This is a genomic window from Campylobacter sp. MIT 21-1684, assembly GCF_026241315.1.
In the GTDB taxonomy this organism is placed as follows: Bacteria; Campylobacterota; Campylobacteria; order Campylobacterales; family Campylobacteraceae; genus Campylobacter_D.
In genome coordinates this window covers 42058-64541 of record NZ_JAPHNA010000007.1, presented here as the reverse complement: position 1 = coordinate 64541, position 22484 = coordinate 42058, and the positions used below count along the sequence as shown (strand labels likewise).

Sequence of the window (22484 nt, the reverse complement as noted above, 5' to 3'; positions counted from 1 at the left end):
AAACTTGTAATTTTAAGAATTATAAGCCAATCCAAGCTCTAGCCGTTTGAAAAAGCACGATTAAGATTTGGAGTTTTCAATGAAAAAGCTTAATGTATTAAGGCTTTTAAATGCTCTTTCTTTTAAGTAAAACGGTCTAGTTTTATAGCTTAGATTTGAATGTATTATAATATATATAAAATAAAATTAAAATAAATTATAAATAAAAATGAAATATATTCTTAAGAGATTGTTGAATATTTTGTAGATAATTTAAAAGTCTTATATCGTATAGATTGTATATTTATAAAGCGAGTAAAGAAGTGTCGATTTGGTGGTGACCCATACGAGACTCGAACTCGTGTTACCGCCGTGAAAGGGCGATGTCCTAACCGCTAGACGAATGGGCCTTTTTTTATAAAATAAACTTTTATTATATCTTTTAAATTCTTAATATTATATTAATTTTTGAGATTTGTTTTTATACGTTTTGAAGAAATTGTGTTTTAGAATTCAATTTCTATTCCAACAGGAGCGTGATCAGATCCGAAAATATCATCTCGTATAAAAGCATCTTTGAGTTTTGTTTTTAGACTTTGGGAAATAAAAAAATAATCAATCCTCCAACCAACATTTCTTTCCCTTGCCTTCATTCTGTATGACCACCACGAATACTTTTCTTTGACATCCCCATTAATTTGCCTAAAGGTATCTATAAAACCAAGCGTTAATAAATCATCTATCCAAGCTCTTTCTATAGGTAAAAATCCAGAGGTATTTATATTGGCTTTTGGATGGGTAAGATCTATTTCTTTATGAGCAGTATTGACATCACCACAAATAATAATATCTTTCTTTTCTTTTAAAAGTTTTTCAAGATAGAGTAAAAAATCTGCATAAAATTTCATTTTAAAATGCAATCTTTCTTCGTCTTTTTGACCATTTGGAAAATAAATATTAAAGAGTACGATATTATTGAAACGGTGTTCTAAAACCCTTCCTTCATCATCGTCAAAGAATTCACATTTTTTGACTTCACTCTCAAAATTACAAAGACTCATAACACCTGAATAGCCCGGTCGTTTGGCTGAATTTGAATAGATGTATTCAAAGGGATATTCATAAATTTTCTTTGGTAATTTTTCTTCACTTGCTTTAATTTCTTGAAAACCTATAAAATCAATTTTTTCATCGCGTATCCATTCAAGAGCATTTTTTTCACAAATTGCTCTCAAGCCATTGACATTCCACGAAAATAACTTCATTATTGTTCCTTGAAAAAGTTTAAAACACAATCATAACACACTTTACTTTAAATTACTAAGGATTAATTCAGTTTTTCTACAATTAGGATTTTATTGATTAAAGGACAATTATGTTTAAAATCTCGTGGTTATGGTTTACTTTGTTTAATTCTCTTGCTATAACAATTATAAATTGTAATTCTTTCATATATGTATATAATCTTTTAGAAAAGAATCTTTGGCTGACTTTTGGCATTGTTGTGATGTATTTTGGTTTAGTGCAGATGATTTTCTCCATTCTTTTTCTCAAATATCTAACTAAATTTTTTTCTATTTTCTTTCTGTTTTGTGCTTGTGTAAGTGTTTATTTTATTTCATTTTATGGCATTATAATTGATTCTACTATGATACAAAATATCGTACAAACAGATTCTAGAGAAGTCAAAGATTTGTTTAATATACGCATTGTGATTTTTTGTTTGGTTTTATTATTTATGTGTATCGTAATACTTATGACACGCATTAGTTCACAAAAAACTTTTAAAAAAGCCGTGTTCATACGAATTTGGAGTTTTTTACTTGGTTTTGTGTTTTTTATGGCTGTTTTTTTACCTTTAACAAAAAGTTATATTCCATTTTTTAGAAATCATAATGAAATTCGTATGTATAATATTCCTTTTTATCAAATTTATGCAGTATACCGCTACTACACACTTCGTATGAAAGAAAAAAAGGAGCTTGAGAGTTTGGCAAATGATGCGTATAGAGAAAATAATAGCACGAAAAAGCTTTTTGTTTTGGTTGTTGGTGAGACTGCAAGGGCGGCGAACTATTCACTCGGAACTTATACTAAAAATGATACAAATACTTATACAAAAAATCAACAGGTTATTTTTTTTGATAATGCTTCTTCGTGTGGCACTTCTACAGCAGTGTCCTTGCCTTGTATGTTTTCTGTCTCAAAAAGAAAAGAATTTAGTCCAAGTGAATACAAAGAGAATATTTTAGATATCTTGCACAAGATAGGAGTGAAAACAGTTTGGTATGACAATAATTACGGTTTTTGTAAAGGAGTGTGTGCTAGGATAGAGAGTGAGAATATACAAGCTGAATACGATGGAGCTTTGCTTGAGAGCTTGCGCAAACAGCTTCACTCTTTAGATACGCAAAATATTATTATTTTACATTTACAAGGTTCACACGGACCGAGTTATTATAAAAGATACCCTAAGGAATTCAAAGTTTTTCATCCAACTTGTGATACAAATGAACTTGATAAATGTTCAAATGAGGCTTTAGAGAACACTTATGATAATACTTTGCTCTATACAGATTATCTTTTAAGTCAAATCATCGCTCTTTTAAAAGAACAAAAGGATTATGAAAGTGCTTTATTGTATCTTTCAGACCACGGAGAAAGCTTAGGAGAAAATGGAATTTATCTTCACGCAATTCCTTATTTTATAGCTCCAAAATACCAAACTCATATTCCAGTTATTTTTTGGAGCAATCAAGCTGATTTAATGAAAAGAGCATCGCAGCACTCACACTTTGCCATTTCACACGACAATCTCTTTAGCACACTTCTTGGATTTTTTCAAGTACAAACAAGCCTCTATGAAGATGAATTTGATTTATTGAGTCCAAATTTAAAGGCATATAATTGAAACCAAAGTACCATTTTTTTAAAAATGCTTTGTTTGCTTTAGAGGGTGTTAAAGCGATGATGCGAAATGAAAAGGCTTTTCGTTTAGAGCTTTGTGTAGTACTTTTGGCTTTTATCTTGAGTTTTTTTCTTTCACTTCCATTGTTTGAACATTTGCTTATTATTGCTGTTTTGTTTTTCATTTTGATTGCGGAGGCTTTTAATTCGGCTGTTGAAGCTTGTGTTGATTTAATCACTGATGAATGGCACGAAAAAGCAAAAATTGCTAAAGACTGTGCAAGTGCAGGAGTTTTTTTTAGCATAGTTCTTGCTTTAATAACTTGGGTACTTGTTTTAGGTTCGTTATGGATATAAGACTACAAGGTTTTATTCAAGAAATTCTAGGGAAAAAACGTTTTGAGCTTGTAGAATTTTTGTGTCAAAATTGCGATGAAAATGGTTTTATTTTTATAAAGATTAGCGAACTTGAAAACATTTTGCAGCAAAGCAAACCGACTATTATTGCTACTTTTAAATTTTTAGAAGAAAAAAAGCTTTTTAAAAAACTTAAAAATGGTTTTTATCAAATCAAAATAGGAGAAAAGCTATGATTCTGAAAAATCCTTTAGATATGCATTTGCATTTACGAGATAATTCCCTTTTGCATTTTGTTACGCCTTTTTCAGCACGTTCTTTTAAAGCAGCAGTTATAATGCCAAATTTAGTTCCTCCACTCTGTGATTTACCTTCTTTAAAAGCTTATAAACAAAGAATTATAAAAGCAAGTAAAGACGAGAATTTTACACCGTTGATGACACTGTTTTTTCAAAACTATGATGAACGATTTTTAGAAGAAGCTAAAACAGAACTTTTTGGTATCAAACTTTATCCTGCAGGTATTACAACAAATTCTACTCAAGGAGTGAGTAGTTTTGACCTTGAGAGATTAAAACCAACCCTTGAAGTTATGAGTGCGCTTGAGATTCCTTTGCTTGTACACGGGGAAACAAATGATTTTGTAATGGATAGAGAAAGTAATTTTGCTGCCATTTATCAAAACCTTGCAAAGCATTTTCCAAAGCTAAAGATTGTAATGGAGCATATTAGCACCCAAAAGCTTGCTAGACTTGTAAAAGATTATGAAAATTTGTATGCAACCATTACTTTACATCATTTGATTCTTACTTTAGATGATGTTTTAGGTTCGAATTTAAACCCTCATCTTTTTTGCAAACCAATAGCAAAGACGTATAAAGACAAAGAGGCTTTATGTGAGCTTGCATTTTCCGGTTTTGAAAAAGTGATGTTTGGAAGTGATAGTGCTCCTCATCTTATCTCACAAAAAGAATGCTGTGCTTGTGCTGCTGGAATTTTTAGCTCTCCTGTCGCTTTAAGTCTTTTGGCTGAACTTTTTACAAAACATTCAAATCAGGATAATTTGCAGAAATTTCTTAGTGAAAATGCAATCAGAATTTACAATTTTAAATTTCAAAAGGAAAAAATTGTCCATTTAAAGCAACAAGAATGGCAAGTGCCTCAAAGTTACAAAGACGAAAATAATGAACTCGTACCTTTTATGGCTGGATGTTTGTTGCAATTTCAAGAACTATAATATTGAAATTGTATTAGAAAACTGCGGCTTCATTTTGTAATTGTTTGCACTCTTTAAAAGACAATGTATTGAGCTTTTTTGTGAAACACTACAAAGAAACATAATTTAAAAGATTATAATTTTATAGTCCTTTTGAGATAAATTTTTCAATTTGATTTAGATCTTTGCTGTATTTGGCATAATTTTTTGCTTTTTTTCATAAACTCATTTTTGTTTTTTGAGTATATTTTTTGCATTTTCCCAAAGTCTTACACCAAGTTTTTTAGCTTTTTGAGCGTTAAAGTCTTTGTATTTTTCTTTTATCATTTCTTGTTTGGAATGGAGAAGTTGTTTATATCCAAACAGAGTGAAATCACTAATTTTTGGATTTTGCTTTATTTCATTTAAAGCAAAAACAAGTTGTTCTCTACTCTCATTTGCTAGACGTTTAAATTTAGTAAAAAGATTATCAAATTCTTGTTCTAAGAGATTTTTTATTATATCTTTGCAAGGATTATCTTGTTTTGTAAGTTCGGTTTTTAATAAAGCGATAAAATCATCTTCAATTCCTATAAGTTCTTTGTTTTTAAGATGTAAATCCTCTTCAAATTGCGCGTATTTAAAAGAATTTTTAAATTTTTCCATTGCAAAACTTATACCTTCTTGAGTGCCTTTTATAGCACCTAAACACAAATCTTTTGCATATGCCATTGATTCATTTGCAAGTTCAAAGGCTGTATTTAAGATAATATTTGAAATTCGCAGTATTCTTTCTTTTTCAAAATGTGCTTCACAAATAGCATTATAGACAAGACTTTTAGCGATTTCACCGCTTGTAAATTCTATATCTTCAGCCTTTTCAAGCGTTATAAGAAAAGCACTTTCTGCTGTTTCTTTGAGAATTCCTAGCGTTTCAATATCAAATAAGATAGCATCGTTTAAACCTTGTTTTAAATCATCTATAAAGCCATTTTTTTGTAAAATATTTTCAAATTCAAGAAAATGTTTGCTGATTTGATTTTTAAGTGCTATCTTTTGATTTTGGATTTGTTTCTTTAAAATTTCAGCTTCATTGAGGTTTTTGTAAAGAGAATTTTGAATGTCTTGTACACTTGCTTTTGTTAAACCTCGAATGATTTTAGTTACATTTTCATCATTAAAAAGTTCAAGTTTTTTTAGTATGGTGAGAAAGTTAAGTAAAAGAGTATCGAGAATTTCTTGTGTTTTGTGTGGATTTTGACTAATTTGTTTGCTTGCAAGATTGAAACTTAAATCCTCAAGCAAAGTTTTCACCTCTTTTTTTTCAGTATTTAACACAGAATTTTCAAAGATAATCAAAGTATTTTTCATCGTTTTCCTTACAATACAAATTGAGAATGGGTTTTTAATTTTTCAAAAATTTCAAGTCGTTCTTCTTTATTATGTACAAAAACACTTAATTTGTAGCTTTCGTATCTGCCATTTTTACTTGTATGGGAGTGTTCAAATGTAAATTCTTTTTCTTTTAAAAGTTTTTTAAAGCATTGTTGTACGTCTTTATTAGTCGCGAGAATGACTTTATATTCCCAAAAGAGCGGGTAGGAGATAAGAGCTTCTTTATTCAGTTCGCATAAATGTACCACTTTTACCACCTTTTTTGCTTTCAAGTACTATTTGACTTATTGTCATTGTTTTATCAATAGCTTTTACCATATCATAAATAGTTAAAAGTCCTATGCTTACTCCTGTAAGTGCTTCCATTTCTACTCCTGTTTTCCCTTCACATTTTACACTCACTTTGAGTTTGAAAGCACAAAGTTCATTGAGTTCAGTGATTTGAGTTTGAACGTTAGAAATCATTAAAGGATGACACATTGGTATAAGCTGACTTGTTTTTTTTGTGCCCATAATAGCTGCTGTGATAGCTGTTTGTAAAACAGGTCCTTTTTTGATTGAATTTTCTTTAATAGCTTGAAAAGCTTGTGGATTCATACTTATAATACCACTTGCACTTGCTTGTCTTGTACTAATATCTTTTTTACTTACATCAACCATTCTTGGAGTATTGTTTTTATCTAAATGTGTTAATTTCATTTTTTTCCTTGTTAAAAATATAAAATTATAGCAAAAGCAGTCAAATTTCAGCTAAAATATATTTTTATTTTAATAATGAAGGAAAAGTAATGGGTTATGATGATGAACTTGATTATAATGAGTTTGATGATGAAGAACAAGAAAGTGATGAATACAATAAAACGTATCTTTATGATGAAGATGACTATGAATACAACGATGACAGCGATGATGAATTCTATGAAATGGAGTAAAAGTGCAAAAACATTTAAGCAAAAATGATGTAAAAATTTTAGGACTTTCCTCTTTAGGTGGAACTTTAGAATTCTATGATTTTATTATTTTTGTATTTTTTGCAAATTTCATTTCACAGCATTTTTTTCCACACGATTTAAGTGAATTTTGGAAGGTTTTAAATACTTATGGAACTTTTGCCGCGGGATATTTGGCACGTCCTTTAGGCGGTATTGTAATGGCACATTTTGGAGATAAATTTGGTCGTAAAAATATGTTTGTGCTTAGTATTTTACTTATGGTACTTCCTACTTTTTTATTAGCTTTTTTACCCGGTTTTGAAAGTATAGGATATGCGGCTCCTGTACTTTTACTTCTTATACGAATTTTTCAAGGCATAGCTATTGGTGGAGAATTGCCCGGAGCTTGGGTTTTTGTTACAGAGCACGCTCCAGAGAATAAAAAAGGGATATATCTAGGTGTTTTAACTGCTTGTGTTGTTGGTGGAATTTTACTTGGTAGTGTAGTTTCTTTGATTATGAATGTACTTTACACTCAAGAAGAGCTTCACGCTTGGGCTTGGAGAGTACCATTTTTTCTAGGAGGAATTTTTGGTATTATCTCTTTGTATTTAAGGAGATTTTTACAAGAAACTCCTGTTTTTAAACAAATTCAACAAGAAAAGAGTATAGAGAATTTTCCTTTAAAAGAAGTACTTAAGAGTGCTAAGTTTGAAGTGTTTGTTTCTATGCTTATTACTTGGGTTTTAACAGGTTGTGTTGTTATTTTTATTTTAATAATGCCAAATTTCGTGCAAAGTACTTTAGAAATTAGTACTTTAGAGAGAATTTATTTACAAATGTTAGGGATAGTATTTGCTTGTTTTGGTTGTATTTTCAGCGGGTATTTGTCTGATAAATTTGGAATTTTTGTAATATGTTCTTTCTTTGCATTCTTGCTTGGGATTTCAAGTTTTTGTTATTTTAATGTTTTTTATGCTCTAAAACCTTCTTTACAAAATGTTGTAATTTTTTACCTTATGACTTGTTTTTCAGCGGGAATTACGAATTTTTGCCCCCTTATTATGAGCGGGCTTTTTGATACAAAAGTTCGTTTTTCAGGACTTTCCTTTTCATATAATATCGCTTATGCTATAGCCGGAGGTTTCACACCGCAACTTCTTACTATCTTGCATAGTTATGCTTTAGAGAATTTAGAGCATTGGAGCAGATTTTTTCTTAGTTTTTATGTTTTATTCTTAGCTTTTATTGCTTTGCTTGTTGCTTGTTTGGTGCGTAAAAGACTTGGTTAATAGTATCCAACACACATTGTATCAGTGATTTTGATTCGTTTTTCAAAAGGTGTAGGAGAAAAAAAGCGACATTTTTCTATATAAATATGTTTATTGTAATCAAGCTGTAATAGCTCATAAAAAGCTTTGAGATTGACAAATTTAATTCCGCATACTTCTTTGAGTTCTAAAAGTTTGTAAATAGAAGAATTATTTTTTTTTACTAGATGTGAAGGTGAGAGTGTAGTAAAAGAACAAAAAGCACTTGCAAGAACAAAACCACTTAAGTCGCTACATTTTTTTAAGCTGTTGTAGTGTTTTTCTAAAATGCAATTTTTATGTAAAAATATTATTCGTGTGCCTTGGTATCTTCCAATCTCTACTTTTTTCCAAAATTTATAGGCATTTTTTGAAATTCCGGCTAAATGATGGAATTCTGTATTTAGCACATAATGATCTAAAAACTCATTTGGGGGTAACACAATACTTTTCATTTTTTAAGACACAAAGTTTCATTCTCTTTTTTTGAGATTCTCTTTTGCTTTGCTAGGGAGTTTTTCAAGAAAATTTTCTACATTAAAATAAATACCTTTATGCACAGCCTCTTTGATTAAAGCTAAGGCAGCACGAATATTGAAAGGAGAGGATCCGTTATAAGGAGCAAAAATATGATCTATTATAGCCAAAGCATAGGCAGATTTTTTTACTTGTTTGCTTGCAGAATGCGGGGTACGGACAAAACAAATGCTTTCAATTAAAGTTTCATCAAAATTCCAACGATACAACAAGAAGCCTAAAAATGAAATGTGATCAACACCAAAAAATTCATTTTCTATTACAGAAATATCATCAAATTTATTCTTTTTTAAAAAAGTTAGAAATTCTTTATCTTTGCCATTTTGAATAAGAAAATTTGAAAAAATTACTATACCAAGTCTTAAAAGCATAGCACAAGGGACAAGAAGATGAGAAAGATTTTTATCCTCGTCATTAAGCCAATTTGAGATAAAACTTATTTCATCGCTACAAGCATTAAGAAAATTATATGTGTCTAAACCATATGGTGAAACATCGATTGTGAAGTTTTCTTTTATACAATCAGCAATGATGATATTCTTGACATTGTTAATTCCAAGTAAAGTAATAACTTGAGTTATTGTAGAAATTTCTCTTGAAAAACCATAATAAGGCGAATTTGCTAGTTGTAGAAGTTTTGCTGTTACTAAAGGGTCGCTTGAGATAATTTCTACTATTTTACTTGTTTCTGCATTAGAACCCGCTTCATTGATGTATTTTTTTAGTTTATTTACAGTATCGGGCAAAGGAGGCAACTCTGCGACGCTTTGTAATAACAACTCATTTATATCTGTATTCATTGATTGTGTCCTTATCTTGCTTTAAACGATTAATAATCAAAATAGCGATATTATAGCTAAAATTGAATTTACTTAATTCTTTATTATCCTAAAATGTTTTTTTAAACAGTGTTAATTTTTAAACTTAAGGCAGAAAAAAAACTTCTACTAAACTTCCTTTTTGTACTTCTTTACTATCCTTTGGTACAAGCATTAAGGCTGCTTTATTATTAAGATTTGTAATGATTGCGCTTGAGCCTTGTTTTTTTCCTTCTAAATTTGCAACGATTTTTCCGTCTTTGAAATTCACATTGCAAGCTACAAATTCAAAATGCGGGCTTTTTTTCTTATATGTTTGTTCTAAAAATGCCCTGCAAAGAGATTCTTTCTTTTGTAAAAGCCAAAAAGAGACAATTTCTTTGACATAAAGGCAAAATGTTACGATAGCTGAATAGGGAAAACCCGGGAGAGCAACAAGAAATTTTTGAGAGACTTGAGCGATTTTAATATGTTTTCCCGGTTTTATATCTACCTTGTCAATAAGAAGTTTATACTCTTTAAGTGCCATTTTTATACAATCAAAATCTCCAACAGAAACTCCTCCTGTTGTAACTAATATATCGCAACAAGAAAGAGCATTTTTTAAGGCATTTTTTGCAAGATTTACATCATCGTGTATAAATGGAAATATTCTCGTCTCACAACCAAATTTTTGTGCTAAATTTGATAAAGCAATATGATTGCAAGAGCGAATTTGAGCAGGATGTTCTAAGTTTTCTCCTAAATCTTTAATTTCATTTCCACTGCTTAGAATTCCAATTATAGGTTTAATAAAAACACTAATGTGAAAAAAGCCAAGTTCAGCTAAGAGAGCAAGTTCGCTATATCCGAGTTTTGTGCCTTGAGTAAGTAAAAGTTCGCCTTTAGAATAACTTTCCGCGATTTTTCTTACAGCAAAGCCTTTTTTTACAATTTCTTTGATGAGAATTGTACCATCTTGTATTTCAACATTTTCAAGAGGAATAAGCGTATCAGTACCTTCACTCATCAAAGAACCTGTGAAAGTTTTGACGCATTGACCATTCTGAACGGTACAAAATGGTAAAGCTCCAGCTTCAACAGAACCTAAAATTTTTAAAGTTTGATTCTGATCCTCAAATTTTATTGCATAACCATCCATTGCTGCAGTTTCAAATTCAGGGCAGTTTCTTGGCGCGTATATATTTTGAGCTAAGATGCGATCTAAACATTGTGTTATAGCGATTTTTTCAATTTTCTCATAGGCTTGCAAATGAGAAGAGAGAATTTCTAAACTTTTTTCATAAGAAACCAATTTATATATACTCCTTTAACTTAGAATTCCAAATCCCTTTAGCGTTTTTGCTTGTTCTTTGGCATAAATACGTTGTTTGTCTTTGATAAAGTACTTCCAAATTGGTGCACAGGCTTTAAAATCTTCAACAAATTCATTGATTAAATTGAGCCCAAGTTTTCTTTGTTTGCTAAGTACTCCTGCCATATATGAACTTTGAAAAATACTTACATCGCCTTTTGAGTGTGCAAAAAACACACTCGCTTTTTGTTTTGCAACTTTTTCTTCCCAACGAACAAACCATTGTCGCAACAAAGGCTCGTATATATCAAAACTTAAAGCTTCTATCCCTTCTTCATCACGCACTATACCACAGAAAGTAAGCAAAGCACCGCAGTTTTTTTTCTGTGCTATATCATACCAAATTGTATAAATTTGAGTTACATCTAAAGCCCCATCAACAAGAATGAAATTTTGCATTTAGCCTCCGCATACGGGTGGCAAAAGAGCTATTATATCACCATCCTTCAGATTTTGTTTTTCATCAAAAATAAGAGTTCCATTTAAAGTTACAGCACAAAGTTTCAGCCATTCTTTTAAACTTTCATCTTTATTTAAAATTATTTTAAGCTCTTGCAAAGAATCAACTTGAAATTCTTGACTTTTTTTATTGATGGGTCCTAAAAATTCAACTTTTACCATACTTATTCTTTTGTTATTCTTCTACTTCTAAATTTCCCATCATACCTAAATCCTCGTGTTCTAGGATATGACAATGATACATTCGTGTGCCCGTAAAATTTTGCACCATTCTTAATCGTAGTTCTTCATTAGGACGGACATTTATTGTGTCTTTAAGACTTCTAAATTCAGCTTTTTGTACTTTTCCATTGATTTTTGAACTTATAAGTTCAAATTGTGTACCGTGTATGTGAAAAGGGTGGTCCATATGAGAATTATTAGTAACAATCCATTCCTCGACTTCATTAAGTTTGGAATGTAAGTCAATGCGTTTTATATCGAATGTTTTTCCATTAAGCAAAAACATTGAAGCCAGCACTGTTTTGATTTCTTTTTCATTTTCACTATTGAATACATTCGCATCATCTAAGCTATGCAATTTCATCATATTTGCTTCACTCATCTGAATTTCTTTGAAGGCTTTGGCTTGTTTGAGTGGTTGAAATTTTCTTAAGGTTTGAGGGTATGCAGCAGTGGTATGTTGTATGGAAATGCTAGCAAGAGTAAGTGTGTTTTGCTTTTCTTGTACAAGCATTTTATTTCTGTTGTAGTACACAGTTTCAAGCTCAAATTGCCCTTTTTTTGTAGGTTGAAGCAGGACTTCAACGCGTGAAGCAGGACTTAAAAAGAGTTCTTTGAGTAGTTGAGGTTTTTCTAAAAGTCCTCCATCTGTTCCAACAAGTACAAACTGCACCCCTTGAATGCGTAAGTTCAAATATCTTGCTGCACAGCAATTATAAATGCGAATTCTTTCAGCTTCATTGAAAGTGATTTGAGGTTGAAACTGTCCATTAATCAGTACAAATTCTCCCTCTCTACCATTAAGCCAATCAAGCAGAGTATTTTCTGGAATTTGTGCTTTTTCATCAAGACGCAAATCGCTTATCATTAAATCCCTTTCTTTTAAATGCGATAAGGCATCTTTTTTTGCTTTTACAACAAACACTCCAGCTAAGCCTTTAGCGACTTGTTTTGAGCTTAAAAAATGCGGATGAGGGTGATACCAATATGTACCTGCAGAATTTTCGGGTAATTGAAAGCGGTATATTCTTTCCCTGTTTGGTGCAATAGCATCGTGAGGATTGCCATCGTGTTCAGGAGGGACAGGTAGACCGTGCCAATGGATGGTTGTTGGTTCTTTGAGTTTATTTTTTACGAGAATTTCAACAGTATCACCCTCATAAACCTCTATCTTAGGACCGGGCACGAGTCCATTATAGGTAAAACAATGGGTTTTTTTTCCTTTGATAAATTCTTTTTCATTTTCTGCAATTTCTATACTTGCTCGAAAAAAATTGCTTTCTTTACTTTCGTTTTTTAAAAGTTCTAAAGAGGCTAAATCAACTCCACGTTCAAAGGCTTTTTCGTCTAAAAGTTGAGTCTTGGGTGCAAGTGTGATAAAAGAAGTATCGGTATTTACTGCATCAATATTTGAATGATTCATAGTGTGTGTCATATGGTGGTTTTGCATATCATTGCTTGCATAGCTTAATGAAGTACTTGCTAAAGCAAGTGCGTTTAGTTGCAAAAATTGTCTTCTATTCATTCTTTTTTAATCCTTTTTCAAAGTTTTCTATAGAATTTTATTATAAGCATTTTGTTTAAAAGCTAAGTAAATAGTTTTTAAATACAATAGGGAATTTATTTCTTTGTGTTATGATTATAAGAAAAGGAAAAATATGTTTGATGTTTTAGAAACTCTCAATACTCCAGCTTATATTTTAGAAGAAACAAAATTACGTAGAAATTGTGAGCTTTTAGCTAAGCTTGCTGAAAAAAGTCAGGCAAAGGTACTTGTGGCTTTAAAAGGTTTTGCTTTTTCTAAGGCGATGAGTATTGTAGGTGAATACCTTTCAGGTTGCGCTTGCAGCGGGCTTTGGGAAGCAAAATTCGCCAAAGAATTTATGGATAAAGAAATTCATACGTACTCACCTGCTTTTAAAGATGATGAAATTGATGAAATTGCCAAGCTTTCCCATCATATCGTTTTTAATTCTGTGCACCAATTGATGCAGTTTCAAACGAAGATAAAACAGAGTAAAATAGGACTTCGTTGTAATCTTGAGTTTTCTATGGCTCCAAAGGAGCTTTATAATCCTTGTGGAGCCTTTTCGCGTCTTGGAATTCGTGCTTGTGATTTAGAAAATACTGATTTAAATAGAGTAAGTGGACTCCATTTTCACGCACTCTGTGAAGAGAATGCAGAATCTTTAGAACAAGTTTTAAAAGTGTTTGAAAAAAAATTCAAGAACTTTCTTCACAGAGTGCAATGGGTCAATTTTGGCGGTGGGCATCACATTACGAAAAAAGGTTATAACATAGAAAAACTTGTAGAGCTGTGTAAAAGATTTTCTGATAAATATGGAGTACAGGTATATCTTGAACCCGGAGAGGCTGTTGGTTGGCAATGTGGAGTACTTGCTGCTAGAGTTCTTGATCTTGTTTCTAATGAAAAGATGATAGCTATTTTAGATACATCCAGCGAGGCTCATATGCCAGATACTTTACTTATGCCTTATACGAGCGAAGTGGCGAATGCTAGAATTATAGCTACAAGAGAGGGAGAGAAAATTTCAGAAAAAAGACAGGGAGAATTTGTTTATGTACTCGGTGGCAACACTTGTTTGGCAGGAGATATAATGGGTGAGTATGCTTTTAAAAAAGAGCTTGAAAGGGGCGATGTAGTATTTTTTTTAGATCAAATTCATTATACTATTGTTAAAAATACAACATTTAATGGAGTACGTTTGCCAAATTTAGTGCTTTATACTTCTGAAAAACAATTTAAAATAGTACGGGAGTTTTCTTATTTGGATTATGCAAAACGCAATTAAATTGCAAAGAATTCTTTTTTGTTTTGAAGCAAAAGTAGATTAAATGAAATTTTACGAAATTTTTGTTAAATTCCATTTTTTATTAAAGGGAGTGTATGAAAAAAAAATTGATTATAGTTGAATCTCCAGCAAAAGCACGAACTATAGGGAATTTTCTTGGTCAAAATTATGAAGTTATAGCCTCTAAAGGACATATTAGAGATTTACCAAAAACGAGTTTTGGTATTGATATTACAGATGATGAATTTAAACCACAATATCGTATAAGCAATGACCATTCAGCCTTAGTACAAGAGCTTAAAAGCAAAGCGAACAAGGCTGATGAAATTTATCTTGCAACTGATGAGGATAGAGAAGGAGAGGCCATTGCCTATCATATTGCTAAAGCTATTGAAAAAGATGAAAATTCACTCCCTCGCATTGTTTTTCACGAAATTACGAAAACTGCCATCGAAAATGCTTTAAAAAATCCCAGAAAACTTAATATCAGCTCGGTAAATGCACAACAGGCAAGGAGGTTGCTTGATAGGATAGTAGGTTATAAATTAAGCCCTCTTTTAGGACAGAAAATTCAAAAAGGTTTGAGTGCCGGACGTGTTCAAAGTGCAGCTTTGAAAATTATTGTAGATAGAGAGAGGGAAATTAAAGCATTTGTCCCAATTGAGTATTATAGCATTGATATGATTTTTCAAAAGGACTTAGAAGCTGTACTTGTTGAATTTGAAGGTAAAAAGATAGAAAAGCTTACTCTTACCAATAAAGACAGAGCAAAAGCAGTTTTTGAGTTTTGTAAAAAAGCTGTTTATATTATAGAGGAACTTGAGAGCAAAGAGAGAAAGACTTTACCCTCTCCACCTTTTATGACTTCAACTTTGCAGCAAAGTGCAAGTACAAGACTTTCTTTCAATCCAAAAAGAACAATGTCTCTAGCTCAAAAACTTTATGAAGGAGTGAAAACTCCAAAAGGAGTAATGGGGGTGATTACTTATATGAGAACAGACAGTTTAAATATAGCTAAAGAAGCCCTTACAGAAGTAAGAGCTTTTATACAAAATAGTTTTGGTATGCAGTATCTTCCTCCAAAAGCTGTTGTCTATACAAGTAAAACAAAAGGTGCGCAAGAAGCACACGAAGCCATAAGACCTACGGATTTAAGCTTTACTCCAGAACTTGCTGAAAAATTCTTGGAAAAAGATGAAAGCAAGTTGTATGCACTTATTTATAATCGTTTTGTAGCTTCTCAAATGACACCGGCTGTTTTTGGTATAGAAAATGTTTTTATACGCGGCGACAAAGCGCTTTTTAAACTTAACGGAACGAAACTTCTTTTTGATGGTTTTTATAAAGTTTATGGACAAACAGACAAGGATACGCTTTTACCACCTCTACAAAAAGGGCAAGAGCTTAAGGTGCAAGATTTGCAGTTGCAGTCTCATTTTACAGAACCTCCATCAAGGTATTCTGAAGCAGGACTTGTAAAAAAACTTGAAAGCTTAGGTATAGGCAGACCATCAACCTATGCCCCAACTATTTCTATACTTACAAGTAGAGCTTATGTTACCTTAGAAAAAAAACAGCTTATACCAACTGAAATGGCTTTTGTTGTAACTGAAGTTTTGGAAAAAAATTTTAGTGATATAGTTGATAGTGAATTCACCTCTAAACTTGAAAATACCTTAGATGAAATTGCTGAAAACAAAGCGGATTGGCAGCAGACTTTGAGAGAATTTTATTACCCTTTTATGAGAAAAATTGATGAAGGTAAAAATACAATTCAAAGCCAAAAAATTGCTGTTAAAATTGATGAAGATTGCCCACAATGTGGAGGAGAGCTTGCCATACGAAAAGGGAGGTTTGGTGAATTTATCGCTTGTTTGAATTTTCCAAAATGTAAATATTCCAGAAATATGAAACAAGAAAGCGCAAGTGAAAATCAAACGGCGAAAAAAATAAAGAGCATAGGTATAATTTGTCCAAAATGCAAAGAAGGTGAAGTGGTAGAAAGGTTTTCAAGACGAGGACGCTTTTATGGTTGCAGTTTGTATCCAAAATGCACTTTTGTTTCAAATTACAAATTAAGTGATGAAAAATGCGAACAGTGTGGTCAGATGATGATTATTAAAGAATTAAAAAAAGGTACTTTTTTAGAGTGTCCTCAATGTAAGATAAAAGAGCAAATGAATGAGGCTTAAATACGAATATTTGATGTAGAATGAAGTAATTTTAGTCGCAATAGTTGGAGGTGTGTTTTAGATGAATTTTCTCCTCTTGTTTTTTAGATTAATGTAAAGACTAGAGGATTAATTTGATTTGTATTGAAATGATGCAAGAGCGTAAGAAATCAAAAATGATTTTTACAAGAAAATATAAAAACTCATTGATTAAAGGATGAAAGATGCAAATAATGCTTTGTGCTATCTGTAATATTGCAAGTGGAAATTGTTCAGAAGATTGTAAGTACTGCACTCAAAGTTCTTATGTAAAAACAAATATTCAAAAATACCGACGTAAAGAAATTGCACAAATTGTTTTAGAAGCAAAAATGGCAAAAAAAAATGAAGCTTTAGGATTTTGTCTTGTTACTGCAGGACTTGGACTTGATGATGAAAAACTTGAATATGTCTGTGAGGCTGCATATGCGGTCAAAAAGGCTGAACCAAATTTACTTCTTATTGCTTGTAACGGTCTTGCTACTTTAGACCAGCTTAAAGAATTAAAAAAAGTTGGATTTTTTTCTTATAACCACAATCTTGAAAGTTCAAAGGAATTTTTTCCTCAGATTTGCACAAGCCATACTTGGGAGAGTAGATTTGAAACAAATTTGCGAGCAAAAGAAGCAGGATTGATGCTCTGCTGTGGCGGAATTTATGGTATGGGTGAAAGTCAGGATGACAGAAAAAGCTTTCGAGAGTCTTTAAAAGAATTACAACCTTTTTCTTCGCCAATTAATTTTTTTATTGCTAATGAGAATTTAAATTTGCAAGTGCCTAAAATGAGTGCTGATGAAGCTTTAGATATTATAAGAGAGAGTAAAAGAGATTTAGGTGAGACTATTTTAATGGTTGCTGGTGGAAGAGAGTGGGTTTTAGGCGAAAGGCAATATGAAATTTTTGAAGCTGGAGCAGCTGCTATTGTCGTTGGTGATTATCTTACTACTAAAGGTGAAGAGCCAAGTAAAGATATTATTAGATTAAAAGAAATGGGATTTTCCTTTGCTAGCGAATGCCATTGATGGTCAAGCTTTTATTGATTTAAAAATACTTGTAGTTATTGCTTTGTGTTTGCTTTTTTCGCCTTATATTGCGAAATTCTTACGTCTGCCAATAGCAGCTACTGAAATTATTTTAGGTGCATTAATAGCTTCTTCTGGTTTTATAGGAAAAAGTGAAAATTTTGAGCTTTTAGCAGATGTTGGCTTTTATTATTTGATGTTTATTGCAGGTATGGAAATTAATTTACGCACTTTTTTTAATATGGAAAAAGATCTTGTCAAAAAGAGTGTTTTCTATCTCGTTTTGTTGTACCTGCTTTCTTCTCTCATAGTATGGGCTTTTGACCTTTCTGTGGTTTTTGTGATTATTATTCCTGTGATGAGTGTTGGGTTACTATCTTTGCTTTTTAGAGATTTTGGTAAAGAGTGTTATTGGCTCAATGCAGCAATGATTGTCGCTACACTTGCAGAAATCATCTCCATAGTCCTTTTAACTGTAGTAGGAGCGTTTTTACATGAAGATACAGGTATTATTGATGTAGCACAGAGTTTGTTGTACTTGCACATCTTTTTAGCACTTTGTCTGCTTGGTTTTAAACTGCTTGGAGTACTTTTTTGGTGGTATCCTCAACTTAAGGTCGTACTTATGCCTTGGGAGGATAAAAACGAAAAAGATATACGATTTTGTATGGCAATTTTTATACTTATTATTATTGCTATGGTTCTGACAAAACTTGAAGTTGTGCTCGGTTCTTTTATCGCTGGTTCTTTTATCGCTACTTTTTTTGATCACAAAAAAGATTTAGAGCATAAAATTTCAAGTTTTGGACACGGTTTTTTAATCCCGATTTTTTTTATTCATATAGGTTCTACTTTTGATCTTGAAACTCTTTTAGATTATATGATGCTTTTTAAAGCCTTTTTATTGATGTTTATAATGGTAAGTTTGAGAATATGCTGTGCAACGGTTTTTTTACGAAAGATAGGTTTTAGAAATATGATTTTGTTTGGTTTGAGCCATTCTATGCCATTAACTTTACTTATTGCCACAGCTGCACTTGGGTATTCTGCAAAGGTTATTAATGAAGAATTGTATTCTGCTTTGATACTTACAGCTTTATTTGAGGCAATTTTAGCTATGAGCGCCATTAAATTTATAAGCAAATATTAAAATGTAATTATATTTACAATATGTTACCTTTTTACCCAATAGCTTTAAGTGGAGATAAAATTTCGAAGAGTAAAGAGTTTAAATGCTTGTTTTTTCTGCTAAAATTAATAAAAATATAATGAAAAAGGAGAGAGAAGTTAATGTCAAATTCCGTAACTATGACTGATAATAGAAATAACAAGACATATGATTTTCCCATTTATGATGGAACAACAGGACCAAGTGTTGTTGATATGTCAAGTTTTTATAAACAAACAGGAATGTTTTCTTATGATGAGGGTTTAACTTCAACGGCAAGCTGTAAATCAGAAATAACCTATATTGATGGAGAAAATGGCATTTTGATGCATAGAGGCTATCCTATTGAATGGCTTGCTGAAAATAAACTTTTTTTAGATGTTGTACATCTTTTACTTTACAAAGAACTCCCTAATGAACAAAGACTCAATGCTTTTCGGTATGAACTTAAAAAACGTTCTTTTATACATCAAGGAATGCATAAGCTTTTTGATGCTTTTCCTGATAATGCCCATCCTATGGCAGTTTTACAGGCAGCAGTATCTTCGCTTTCAGCTTTTTACCCAGATCATTTAAATATAGATGTAAAAGAAGAATATATGGAAATGGCAGCGAGAATTGTTGCAAAAATTCCTACCATAGTTGCTACTGCATACCGTTACAAGCACGGTTTTCCTATGGCTTATCCTAACTTAGACCGTGGTTTTACTGAAAATTTTTTATATATGTTAAGAACGTATCCTTATGACCATGTAGAGCTTAGACCTATTGAAATTAAAGCTTTAGATACTGTATTTATGCTTCACGCAGATCACGAACAAAATGCTTCAACTTCTACAGTTCGTGCTGTTGGTTCAACTTATGCCCATCCTTACGCTTGTATTTCAGCTGGTATTGGTGCGCTTTGGGGACACGCTCACGGAGGAGCCAATGAAGGTGTTATAAGAATGTTAGAGCGAATAGGAACTGTAGATAAAGTAGATGAGTATATTAAAAAAGCAAAAGATAAAGATGATCCATTCCGTTTGATGGGCTTTGGACATAGGGTGTATAAAAATTTTGATCCAAGAGCAAAGGTGCTTAAAAAATTAAGAGATCAACTTATTGATGAGATCGGTATAGATACAAGTCTTATAAAGGTTGCTGCAAGAATAGAAGAAATTGCTTTGCAAGATGAATATTTTGTAGAAAGAAATCTTTATCCTAATGTTGATTTTCACAGCGGTTTGATTTTAAAAGCATTGGGCATTCCAAATGAAATGTTTGCCACTCTTTTTGCAATAGGAAGAACTCCGGGTTGGATAGCACAATGGATAGAACTTAAGGAACAATCAACACTTAAAATAGTCCGTCCAAGACAACTCTATCTTGGTGAGACAAAAAGATGAATTTAGATTCTTGTTTAAATTTAGCAATAAAAGCTGCAAATGAAGCTTCAAAGGCTATTTTAAATGAGAGAATTCAACTTCAAACTTGGAAAAAAGATGATGGTTCTGTGTTAAGTTCTGCAGATTTGCTTGCAAATGAAATTCTTACAGAGATACTTCAGGCAAGCGGGTATAAAGTTTTTTCAGAAGAGAAAATTTTAAGTTTTCAAGAAAGAAAGCATTTGGAATATTTTTGGCTTATAGATCCGCTTGATGGTACAAGTGGCTTTGTAAAAAATAGTAATGAGTTTTGTGTAATGATAAGTCTCATTCATAAAAATCGTCCTGTGCTTGCTTTGATTAAAAATCCTACCAATGGTGATATTTTCTATGCTCATAAAGAAACAAAAGTGTATAAAAATGATCAAAGTTTAAATGTTGAAAAAAGCAAGTTTGAAAAAAATAAATTTAAAGCTCTATTAAGTGTAAATCATTTAAGCAAAGAAGAAAGTGAATTTGTACAGCATTATAAACTCCAAGCTATAAATAAAAGCTCAGGGCTCAAATTCTGCACACTTTTAGAAGGAGAGGCTGGAGTGTATAAGAGGTTTCAAAATTTAAGTATTTGGGATATAGCTGCGGGAGATTTTCTTGTGAATCATAATGGTGGGTTTGTCGGAGATTTTCAAGGAAAAATGATTGATTATAATGCCAAAGAGCATAAAGCACCTCTTTTTCTTTGTGTAGCACAAAAAGCTTTTTTGCTTGAATTTTTATGAGATATTTTATAAATTATGAAAAGAATATTTTGTATTTTTTTGAGTTTTTTTGTATTGATGAGTGCAAACGATTTTTCTCAAAAAAAAATTCTTAAAATACAAAAGAATAATGATATTTTTGAGCTTATTGATTTAAACCAAGAAGAAACAAGTAAGAATTTAAACCAACAAAAAGCTATTTTTGATAGTTCTAATGTTAAAGATAAAAAATTAAGTTTGAATACAGATGAAGATATAGATTTTGCTTTATTTGTGAGTTACAAACCAAATTTTGCTTATGTCTTAGATAGTTTTAAAGTTGTAGCAAAAGATTTTAGCGCACTTTTTACACAGAATTTTATCAATACTGTAAAACTTCATTTTGCTAATGCAGCTGCAAATGCAATCTATCAAAATCAAAAAACACTCAATGCCTTTAGCACTAAAAACTCTCATATCCTTGATGTGGCTCCATTCTTAAAAAAAGAAAAAAATAAAAATCAAATTTATGCTAAATTTTTAGAGTATCTTTTGGTGATTACTTTAAATGATTTTTATATAGAACTCACAAATTTTTTCATTGGCTCAAGTCAAGATGCCTATGCTTTGCTGAACTACAAAATCATCTCTTTAAGTTCAGGCAAAATAGTAAGTGCGAAAAATGTTAAATTAAGACTTAAGCTTGATAAAGAAAAAAACGCACAAGAGAATTATAAAGAAGTAGTGAGTCAAATGCCCTTGCTTTTAAGTAAGCTTATTCAAAAAGAAGTCAAAAAATATAGCAAATAGATTTAATGAGTTGCTATTAAATCGTAACAATCATTGGATTAAAAGCTTTTATAGCGATAATAAGAGTATCACCGCTTTTAAGAGTTTTATACTTTTCTTCAAATTCATTTTCGCTGACTGTTATTTTAATCATTTCCTTGCCCACCATAAGAGTTATAATGAAAATAATATCATTTTTTTGAATTTCAAGTACAGTTGCATTAAGGCATAATTTTGCACTAAGATTGTTTGAATGAAAAAAGTCTTTTGTAAGGCTGTTTTTTACTACTATACCATTTTGAAGTTCTATAATACGCGAACTCAATTTATAGATTTCGCTTAAATCGTGACTTACAAGTAAGGTTGTAATCTTAAAATGCTTGAAAATTTTCTCAAGCTCATCTTGCAAAAAGCTTCGCATCTTAAAATCAAGCGCACTTAAAGGTTCATCTAAAAGTAAAAGTTGAGGTTCTCTTGCTAGAGCTCTTGCTAAAGCTACTCTTTGAGCTTGTCCTCCTGAAAGTTCTCTAGGAAAAGCTTTCTCAAGCTCACGAAGACCCATAAGTTCTAAAAGCTCATCAATTCTTTTTACATTTTTTGTTACATAAGAGAGTTGGGAGCGAATATTCATATTTGGAAAAAGGGCATAATCTTGAAAAACAAAACCTATTCTTCTTTTTTGAGGAGCCAGATTGATTTTTTTTGTTGTGTCTATCCACACTTCATTTTCTACTTTTAAGTATCCAAAATGAGGTGTAATAAGCCCCGCGATGATTTTTAATAGAGTTGTCTTTCCCGCTCCACTTTCTCCAAAAATCGCGTGTACCGCGCCTTTTTCTAAAAAACTTTTAAATTCTAAATCAAGCAAACCTTTTGCTGTGTTTATGGGATGTTTAATGTGAATTTGAAGCAT

Annotated in this window: 24 protein-coding genes and 1 tRNA gene; 13 read left to right on the top strand and 12 right to left on the bottom strand. The window is 31.6% G+C overall.

The genetic code is table 11. From position 1 onward, the window contains the following. Window positions 1–314 precede the first annotated feature (314 nt). A tRNA-Glu gene (locus tag OQH62_RS04255) sits at window positions 315–389 on the bottom strand. A 96-nt stretch (window positions 390–485) separates the two neighbouring features. Beyond that, window positions 486–1244 carry an exodeoxyribonuclease III gene (locus tag OQH62_RS04250; protein WP_266014240.1) on the bottom strand — a complete coding sequence of 253 codons (759 nt, stop codon included), beginning with the start codon at window positions 1242–1244 and terminating at the stop codon, window positions 486–488. Window positions 1245–1354: 110 nt separating this feature from the next. Between OQH62_RS04250 and OQH62_RS04245 the strand changes: the two genes are divergently transcribed. Genes OQH62_RS04245 through pyrC form a run of 4 tightly spaced genes read left to right on the top strand, consistent with a single transcriptional unit; the run spans window position 1355 to window position 4480 of the window. Next, entirely contained in the window at window positions 1355–2890 is a 1536-nt protein-coding gene (locus OQH62_RS04245) for a phosphoethanolamine transferase (protein ID WP_266014238.1), read from the top strand. Beyond that, window positions 2887–3243 carry a diacylglycerol kinase gene (locus OQH62_RS04240; RefSeq protein ID WP_266014236.1) on the top strand — a complete coding sequence of 119 codons (357 nt, stop codon included), beginning with the start codon at window positions 2887–2889 and terminating at the stop codon, window positions 3241–3243. The genes OQH62_RS04245 and OQH62_RS04240 overlap by 4 nt, the downstream gene beginning before the upstream one ends. Next, the gene (locus OQH62_RS04235) at window positions 3234–3479 is read left to right on the top strand and encodes a replication/maintenance protein RepL (protein WP_323053610.1); all 246 of its coding nucleotides are present in this window, start codon (window positions 3234–3236) and stop codon (window positions 3477–3479) included. Before OQH62_RS04240 ends, OQH62_RS04235 begins: the two co-directional genes overlap by 10 nt. Continuing rightward, the gene (gene pyrC / locus OQH62_RS04230; RefSeq protein ID WP_266014234.1) at window positions 3476–4480 is read left to right on the top strand and encodes a dihydroorotase; all 1005 of its coding nucleotides are present in this window, start codon (window positions 3476–3478) and stop codon (window positions 4478–4480) included. The genes OQH62_RS04235 and pyrC overlap by 4 nt, the downstream gene beginning before the upstream one ends. 204 nt (window positions 4481–4684) lie before the next feature. Here pyrC and OQH62_RS04225 read toward each other — a convergent pair whose 3' ends face one another. Genes OQH62_RS04225 through moaC form a run of 3 tightly spaced genes read right to left on the bottom strand, consistent with a single transcriptional unit; the run spans window position 4685 to window position 6532 of the window. Beyond that, complete coding sequence (locus OQH62_RS04225; protein WP_266014232.1) at window positions 4685–5809, bottom strand: hypothetical protein; 1125 nt, start codon at window positions 5807–5809, stop codon at window positions 4685–4687. Window positions 5810–5817: 8 nt separating this feature from the next. Next, complete coding sequence (locus OQH62_RS04220) at window positions 5818–6081, bottom strand: DUF493 domain-containing protein (protein ID WP_266014230.1); 264 nt, start codon at window positions 6079–6081, stop codon at window positions 5818–5820. Further along, window positions 6056–6532, bottom strand: a complete 477-nt coding sequence (moaC, locus tag OQH62_RS04215) for a cyclic pyranopterin monophosphate synthase MoaC (protein WP_266014227.1) — start codon at window positions 6530–6532, stop codon at window positions 6056–6058. The genes OQH62_RS04220 and moaC overlap by 26 nt, the downstream gene beginning before the upstream one ends. 89 nt (window positions 6533–6621) lie before the next feature. Here moaC and OQH62_RS04210 point away from each other — a divergent pair, with 89 nt between their 5' ends. Both OQH62_RS04210 and OQH62_RS04205 read left to right on the top strand, forming a co-directional pair. Next, a complete protein-coding gene (locus tag OQH62_RS04210) occupies window positions 6622–6765 on the top strand; it encodes a highly acidic protein (RefSeq protein ID WP_266014225.1) in 144 nt (47 codons plus the stop codon). A 2-nt stretch (window positions 6766–6767) separates the two neighbouring features. After that, window positions 6768–8057 carry an MFS transporter gene (locus OQH62_RS04205; protein ID WP_266014223.1) on the top strand — a complete coding sequence of 430 codons (1290 nt, stop codon included), beginning with the start codon at window positions 6768–6770 and terminating at the stop codon, window positions 8055–8057. Here OQH62_RS04205 and cheQ read toward each other — a convergent pair. From cheQ to OQH62_RS04175, 6 genes are all read right to left on the bottom strand, one after another. Next, window positions 8054–8530, bottom strand: coding sequence for a cheVAW transcriptional regulator CheQ (gene cheQ / locus OQH62_RS04200; protein WP_266014220.1), 477 nt, complete (start codon window positions 8528–8530; stop codon window positions 8054–8056). The two genes, OQH62_RS04205 and cheQ, sit on opposite strands and share 4 nt — an antisense overlap. A gap of 18 nt (window positions 8531–8548) precedes the next feature. Continuing rightward, window positions 8549–9412: an HDOD domain-containing protein gene (locus OQH62_RS04195; protein ID WP_266014217.1), complete on the bottom strand. Its 864-nt coding sequence runs from the start codon at window positions 9410–9412 to the stop codon at window positions 8549–8551. Between the two features lie 124 nt (window positions 9413–9536). After that, window positions 9537–10724, bottom strand: coding sequence for a molybdopterin molybdotransferase MoeA (locus OQH62_RS04190; protein ID WP_266014214.1), 1188 nt, complete (start codon window positions 10722–10724; stop codon window positions 9537–9539). 15 nt (window positions 10725–10739) lie between these two features. Then, the gene (locus OQH62_RS04185; RefSeq protein WP_266014211.1) at window positions 10740–11183 is read right to left on the bottom strand and encodes a molybdenum cofactor biosynthesis protein MoaE; all 444 of its coding nucleotides are present in this window, start codon (window positions 11181–11183) and stop codon (window positions 10740–10742) included. Continuing rightward, the gene (locus tag OQH62_RS04180) at window positions 11184–11405 is read right to left on the bottom strand and encodes a MoaD/ThiS family protein (RefSeq protein ID WP_266014208.1); all 222 of its coding nucleotides are present in this window, start codon (window positions 11403–11405) and stop codon (window positions 11184–11186) included. Between the two features lie 13 nt (window positions 11406–11418). Continuing rightward, the gene (locus OQH62_RS04175; RefSeq protein ID WP_266014206.1) at window positions 11419–12990 is read right to left on the bottom strand and encodes a multicopper oxidase family protein; all 1572 of its coding nucleotides are present in this window, start codon (window positions 12988–12990) and stop codon (window positions 11419–11421) included. Between the two features lie 133 nt (window positions 12991–13123). Here OQH62_RS04175 and nspC point away from each other — a divergent pair, with 133 nt between their 5' ends. The 7 genes from nspC to OQH62_RS04140 all read left to right on the top strand — a co-directional run bounded on the left by nspC (window position 13124) and on the right by OQH62_RS04140 (window position 21592). Continuing rightward, window positions 13124–14278, top strand: coding sequence for a carboxynorspermidine decarboxylase (gene nspC / locus OQH62_RS04170; RefSeq protein ID WP_266014204.1), 1155 nt, complete (start codon window positions 13124–13126; stop codon window positions 14276–14278). 95 nt (window positions 14279–14373) lie between these two features. Continuing rightward, entirely contained in the window at window positions 14374–16470 is a 2097-nt protein-coding gene (gene topA, locus OQH62_RS04165) for a type I DNA topoisomerase (protein ID WP_266014201.1), read from the top strand. Between the two features lie 203 nt (window positions 16471–16673). Continuing rightward, window positions 16674–17510 carry a biotin synthase gene (locus OQH62_RS04160; protein WP_266014198.1) on the top strand — a complete coding sequence of 279 codons (837 nt, stop codon included), beginning with the start codon at window positions 16674–16676 and terminating at the stop codon, window positions 17508–17510. Beyond that, window positions 17491–18660, top strand: coding sequence for a cation:proton antiporter (locus OQH62_RS04155; RefSeq protein ID WP_266014195.1), 1170 nt, complete (start codon window positions 17491–17493; stop codon window positions 18658–18660). Before OQH62_RS04160 ends, OQH62_RS04155 begins: the two co-directional genes overlap by 20 nt. 140 nt (window positions 18661–18800) lie before the next feature. Further along, window positions 18801–20066, top strand: a complete 1266-nt coding sequence (locus tag OQH62_RS04150; protein WP_266014192.1) for a citrate synthase — start codon at window positions 18801–18803, stop codon at window positions 20064–20066. Then, window positions 20063–20824 carry a 3'(2'),5'-bisphosphate nucleotidase CysQ family protein gene (locus tag OQH62_RS04145; protein WP_266014190.1) on the top strand — a complete coding sequence of 254 codons (762 nt, stop codon included), beginning with the start codon at window positions 20063–20065 and terminating at the stop codon, window positions 20822–20824. Before OQH62_RS04150 ends, OQH62_RS04145 begins: the two co-directional genes overlap by 4 nt. Window positions 20825–20863: 39 nt before the next feature. Next, window positions 20864–21592: a hypothetical protein gene (locus OQH62_RS04140; protein WP_323053681.1), complete on the top strand. Its 729-nt coding sequence runs from the start codon at window positions 20864–20866 to the stop codon at window positions 21590–21592. A 16-nt stretch (window positions 21593–21608) separates the two neighbouring features. On the opposite strand, the gene OQH62_RS04135 is transcribed toward OQH62_RS04140, so the two are convergent. Beyond that, entirely contained in the window at window positions 21609–22484 is an 876-nt protein-coding gene (locus tag OQH62_RS04135) for an ATP-binding cassette domain-containing protein (RefSeq protein WP_266014187.1), read from the bottom strand.

Bases quoted from the DNA above. Each gene is read 5' to 3' on its own strand.
- OQH62_RS04250 (WP_266014240.1), bottom strand. From the start codon at position 1,244: ATGAAGTTATTTTCGTGGAATGTCAATGGCTTGAGAGCAATTTGTGAA.
- OQH62_RS04245 (WP_266014238.1), top strand. From the start codon at position 1,355: ATGTTTAAAATCTCGTGGTTATGGTTTACTTTGTTTAATTCTCTTGCT.
- OQH62_RS04235 (WP_323053610.1), top strand. From the start codon at position 3,234: ATGGATATAAGACTACAAGGTTTTATTCAAGAAATTCTAGGGAAAAAA.
- pyrC (WP_266014234.1), top strand. From the start codon at position 3,476: ATGATTCTGAAAAATCCTTTAGATATGCATTTGCATTTACGAGATAAT.
- OQH62_RS04225 (WP_266014232.1), bottom strand. From the start codon at position 5,809: ATGAAAAATACTTTGATTATCTTTGAAAATTCTGTGTTAAATACTGAA.
- moaC (WP_266014227.1), bottom strand. From the start codon at position 6,532: ATGAAATTAACACATTTAGATAAAAACAATACTCCAAGAATGGTTGAT.
- OQH62_RS04210 (WP_266014225.1), top strand. From the start codon at position 6,622: ATGGGTTATGATGATGAACTTGATTATAATGAGTTTGATGATGAAGAA.
- cheQ (WP_266014220.1), bottom strand. From the start codon at position 8,530: ATGAAAAGTATTGTGTTACCCCCAAATGAGTTTTTAGATCATTATGTG.
- OQH62_RS04195 (WP_266014217.1), bottom strand. From the start codon at position 9,412: ATGAATACAGATATAAATGAGTTGTTATTACAAAGCGTCGCAGAGTTG.
- OQH62_RS04185 (WP_266014211.1), bottom strand. From the start codon at position 11,183: ATGCAAAATTTCATTCTTGTTGATGGGGCTTTAGATGTAACTCAAATT.
- OQH62_RS04180 (WP_266014208.1), bottom strand. From the start codon at position 11,405: ATGGTAAAAGTTGAATTTTTAGGACCCATCAATAAAAAAAGTCAAGAA.
- OQH62_RS04175 (WP_266014206.1), bottom strand. From the start codon at position 12,990: ATGAATAGAAGACAATTTTTGCAACTAAACGCACTTGCTTTAGCAAGT.
- nspC (WP_266014204.1), top strand. From the start codon at position 13,124: ATGTTTGATGTTTTAGAAACTCTCAATACTCCAGCTTATATTTTAGAA.
- topA (WP_266014201.1), top strand. From the start codon at position 14,374: ATGAAAAAAAAATTGATTATAGTTGAATCTCCAGCAAAAGCACGAACT.
- OQH62_RS04160 (WP_266014198.1), top strand. From the start codon at position 16,674: ATGCAAATAATGCTTTGTGCTATCTGTAATATTGCAAGTGGAAATTGT.
- OQH62_RS04150 (WP_266014192.1), top strand. From the start codon at position 18,801: ATGTCAAATTCCGTAACTATGACTGATAATAGAAATAACAAGACATAT.
- OQH62_RS04145 (WP_266014190.1), top strand. From the start codon at position 20,063: ATGAATTTAGATTCTTGTTTAAATTTAGCAATAAAAGCTGCAAATGAA.
- OQH62_RS04135 (WP_266014187.1), bottom strand. From the start codon at position 22,484: ATGCTTCAAATTCACATTAAACATCCCATAAACACAGCAAAAGGTTTG.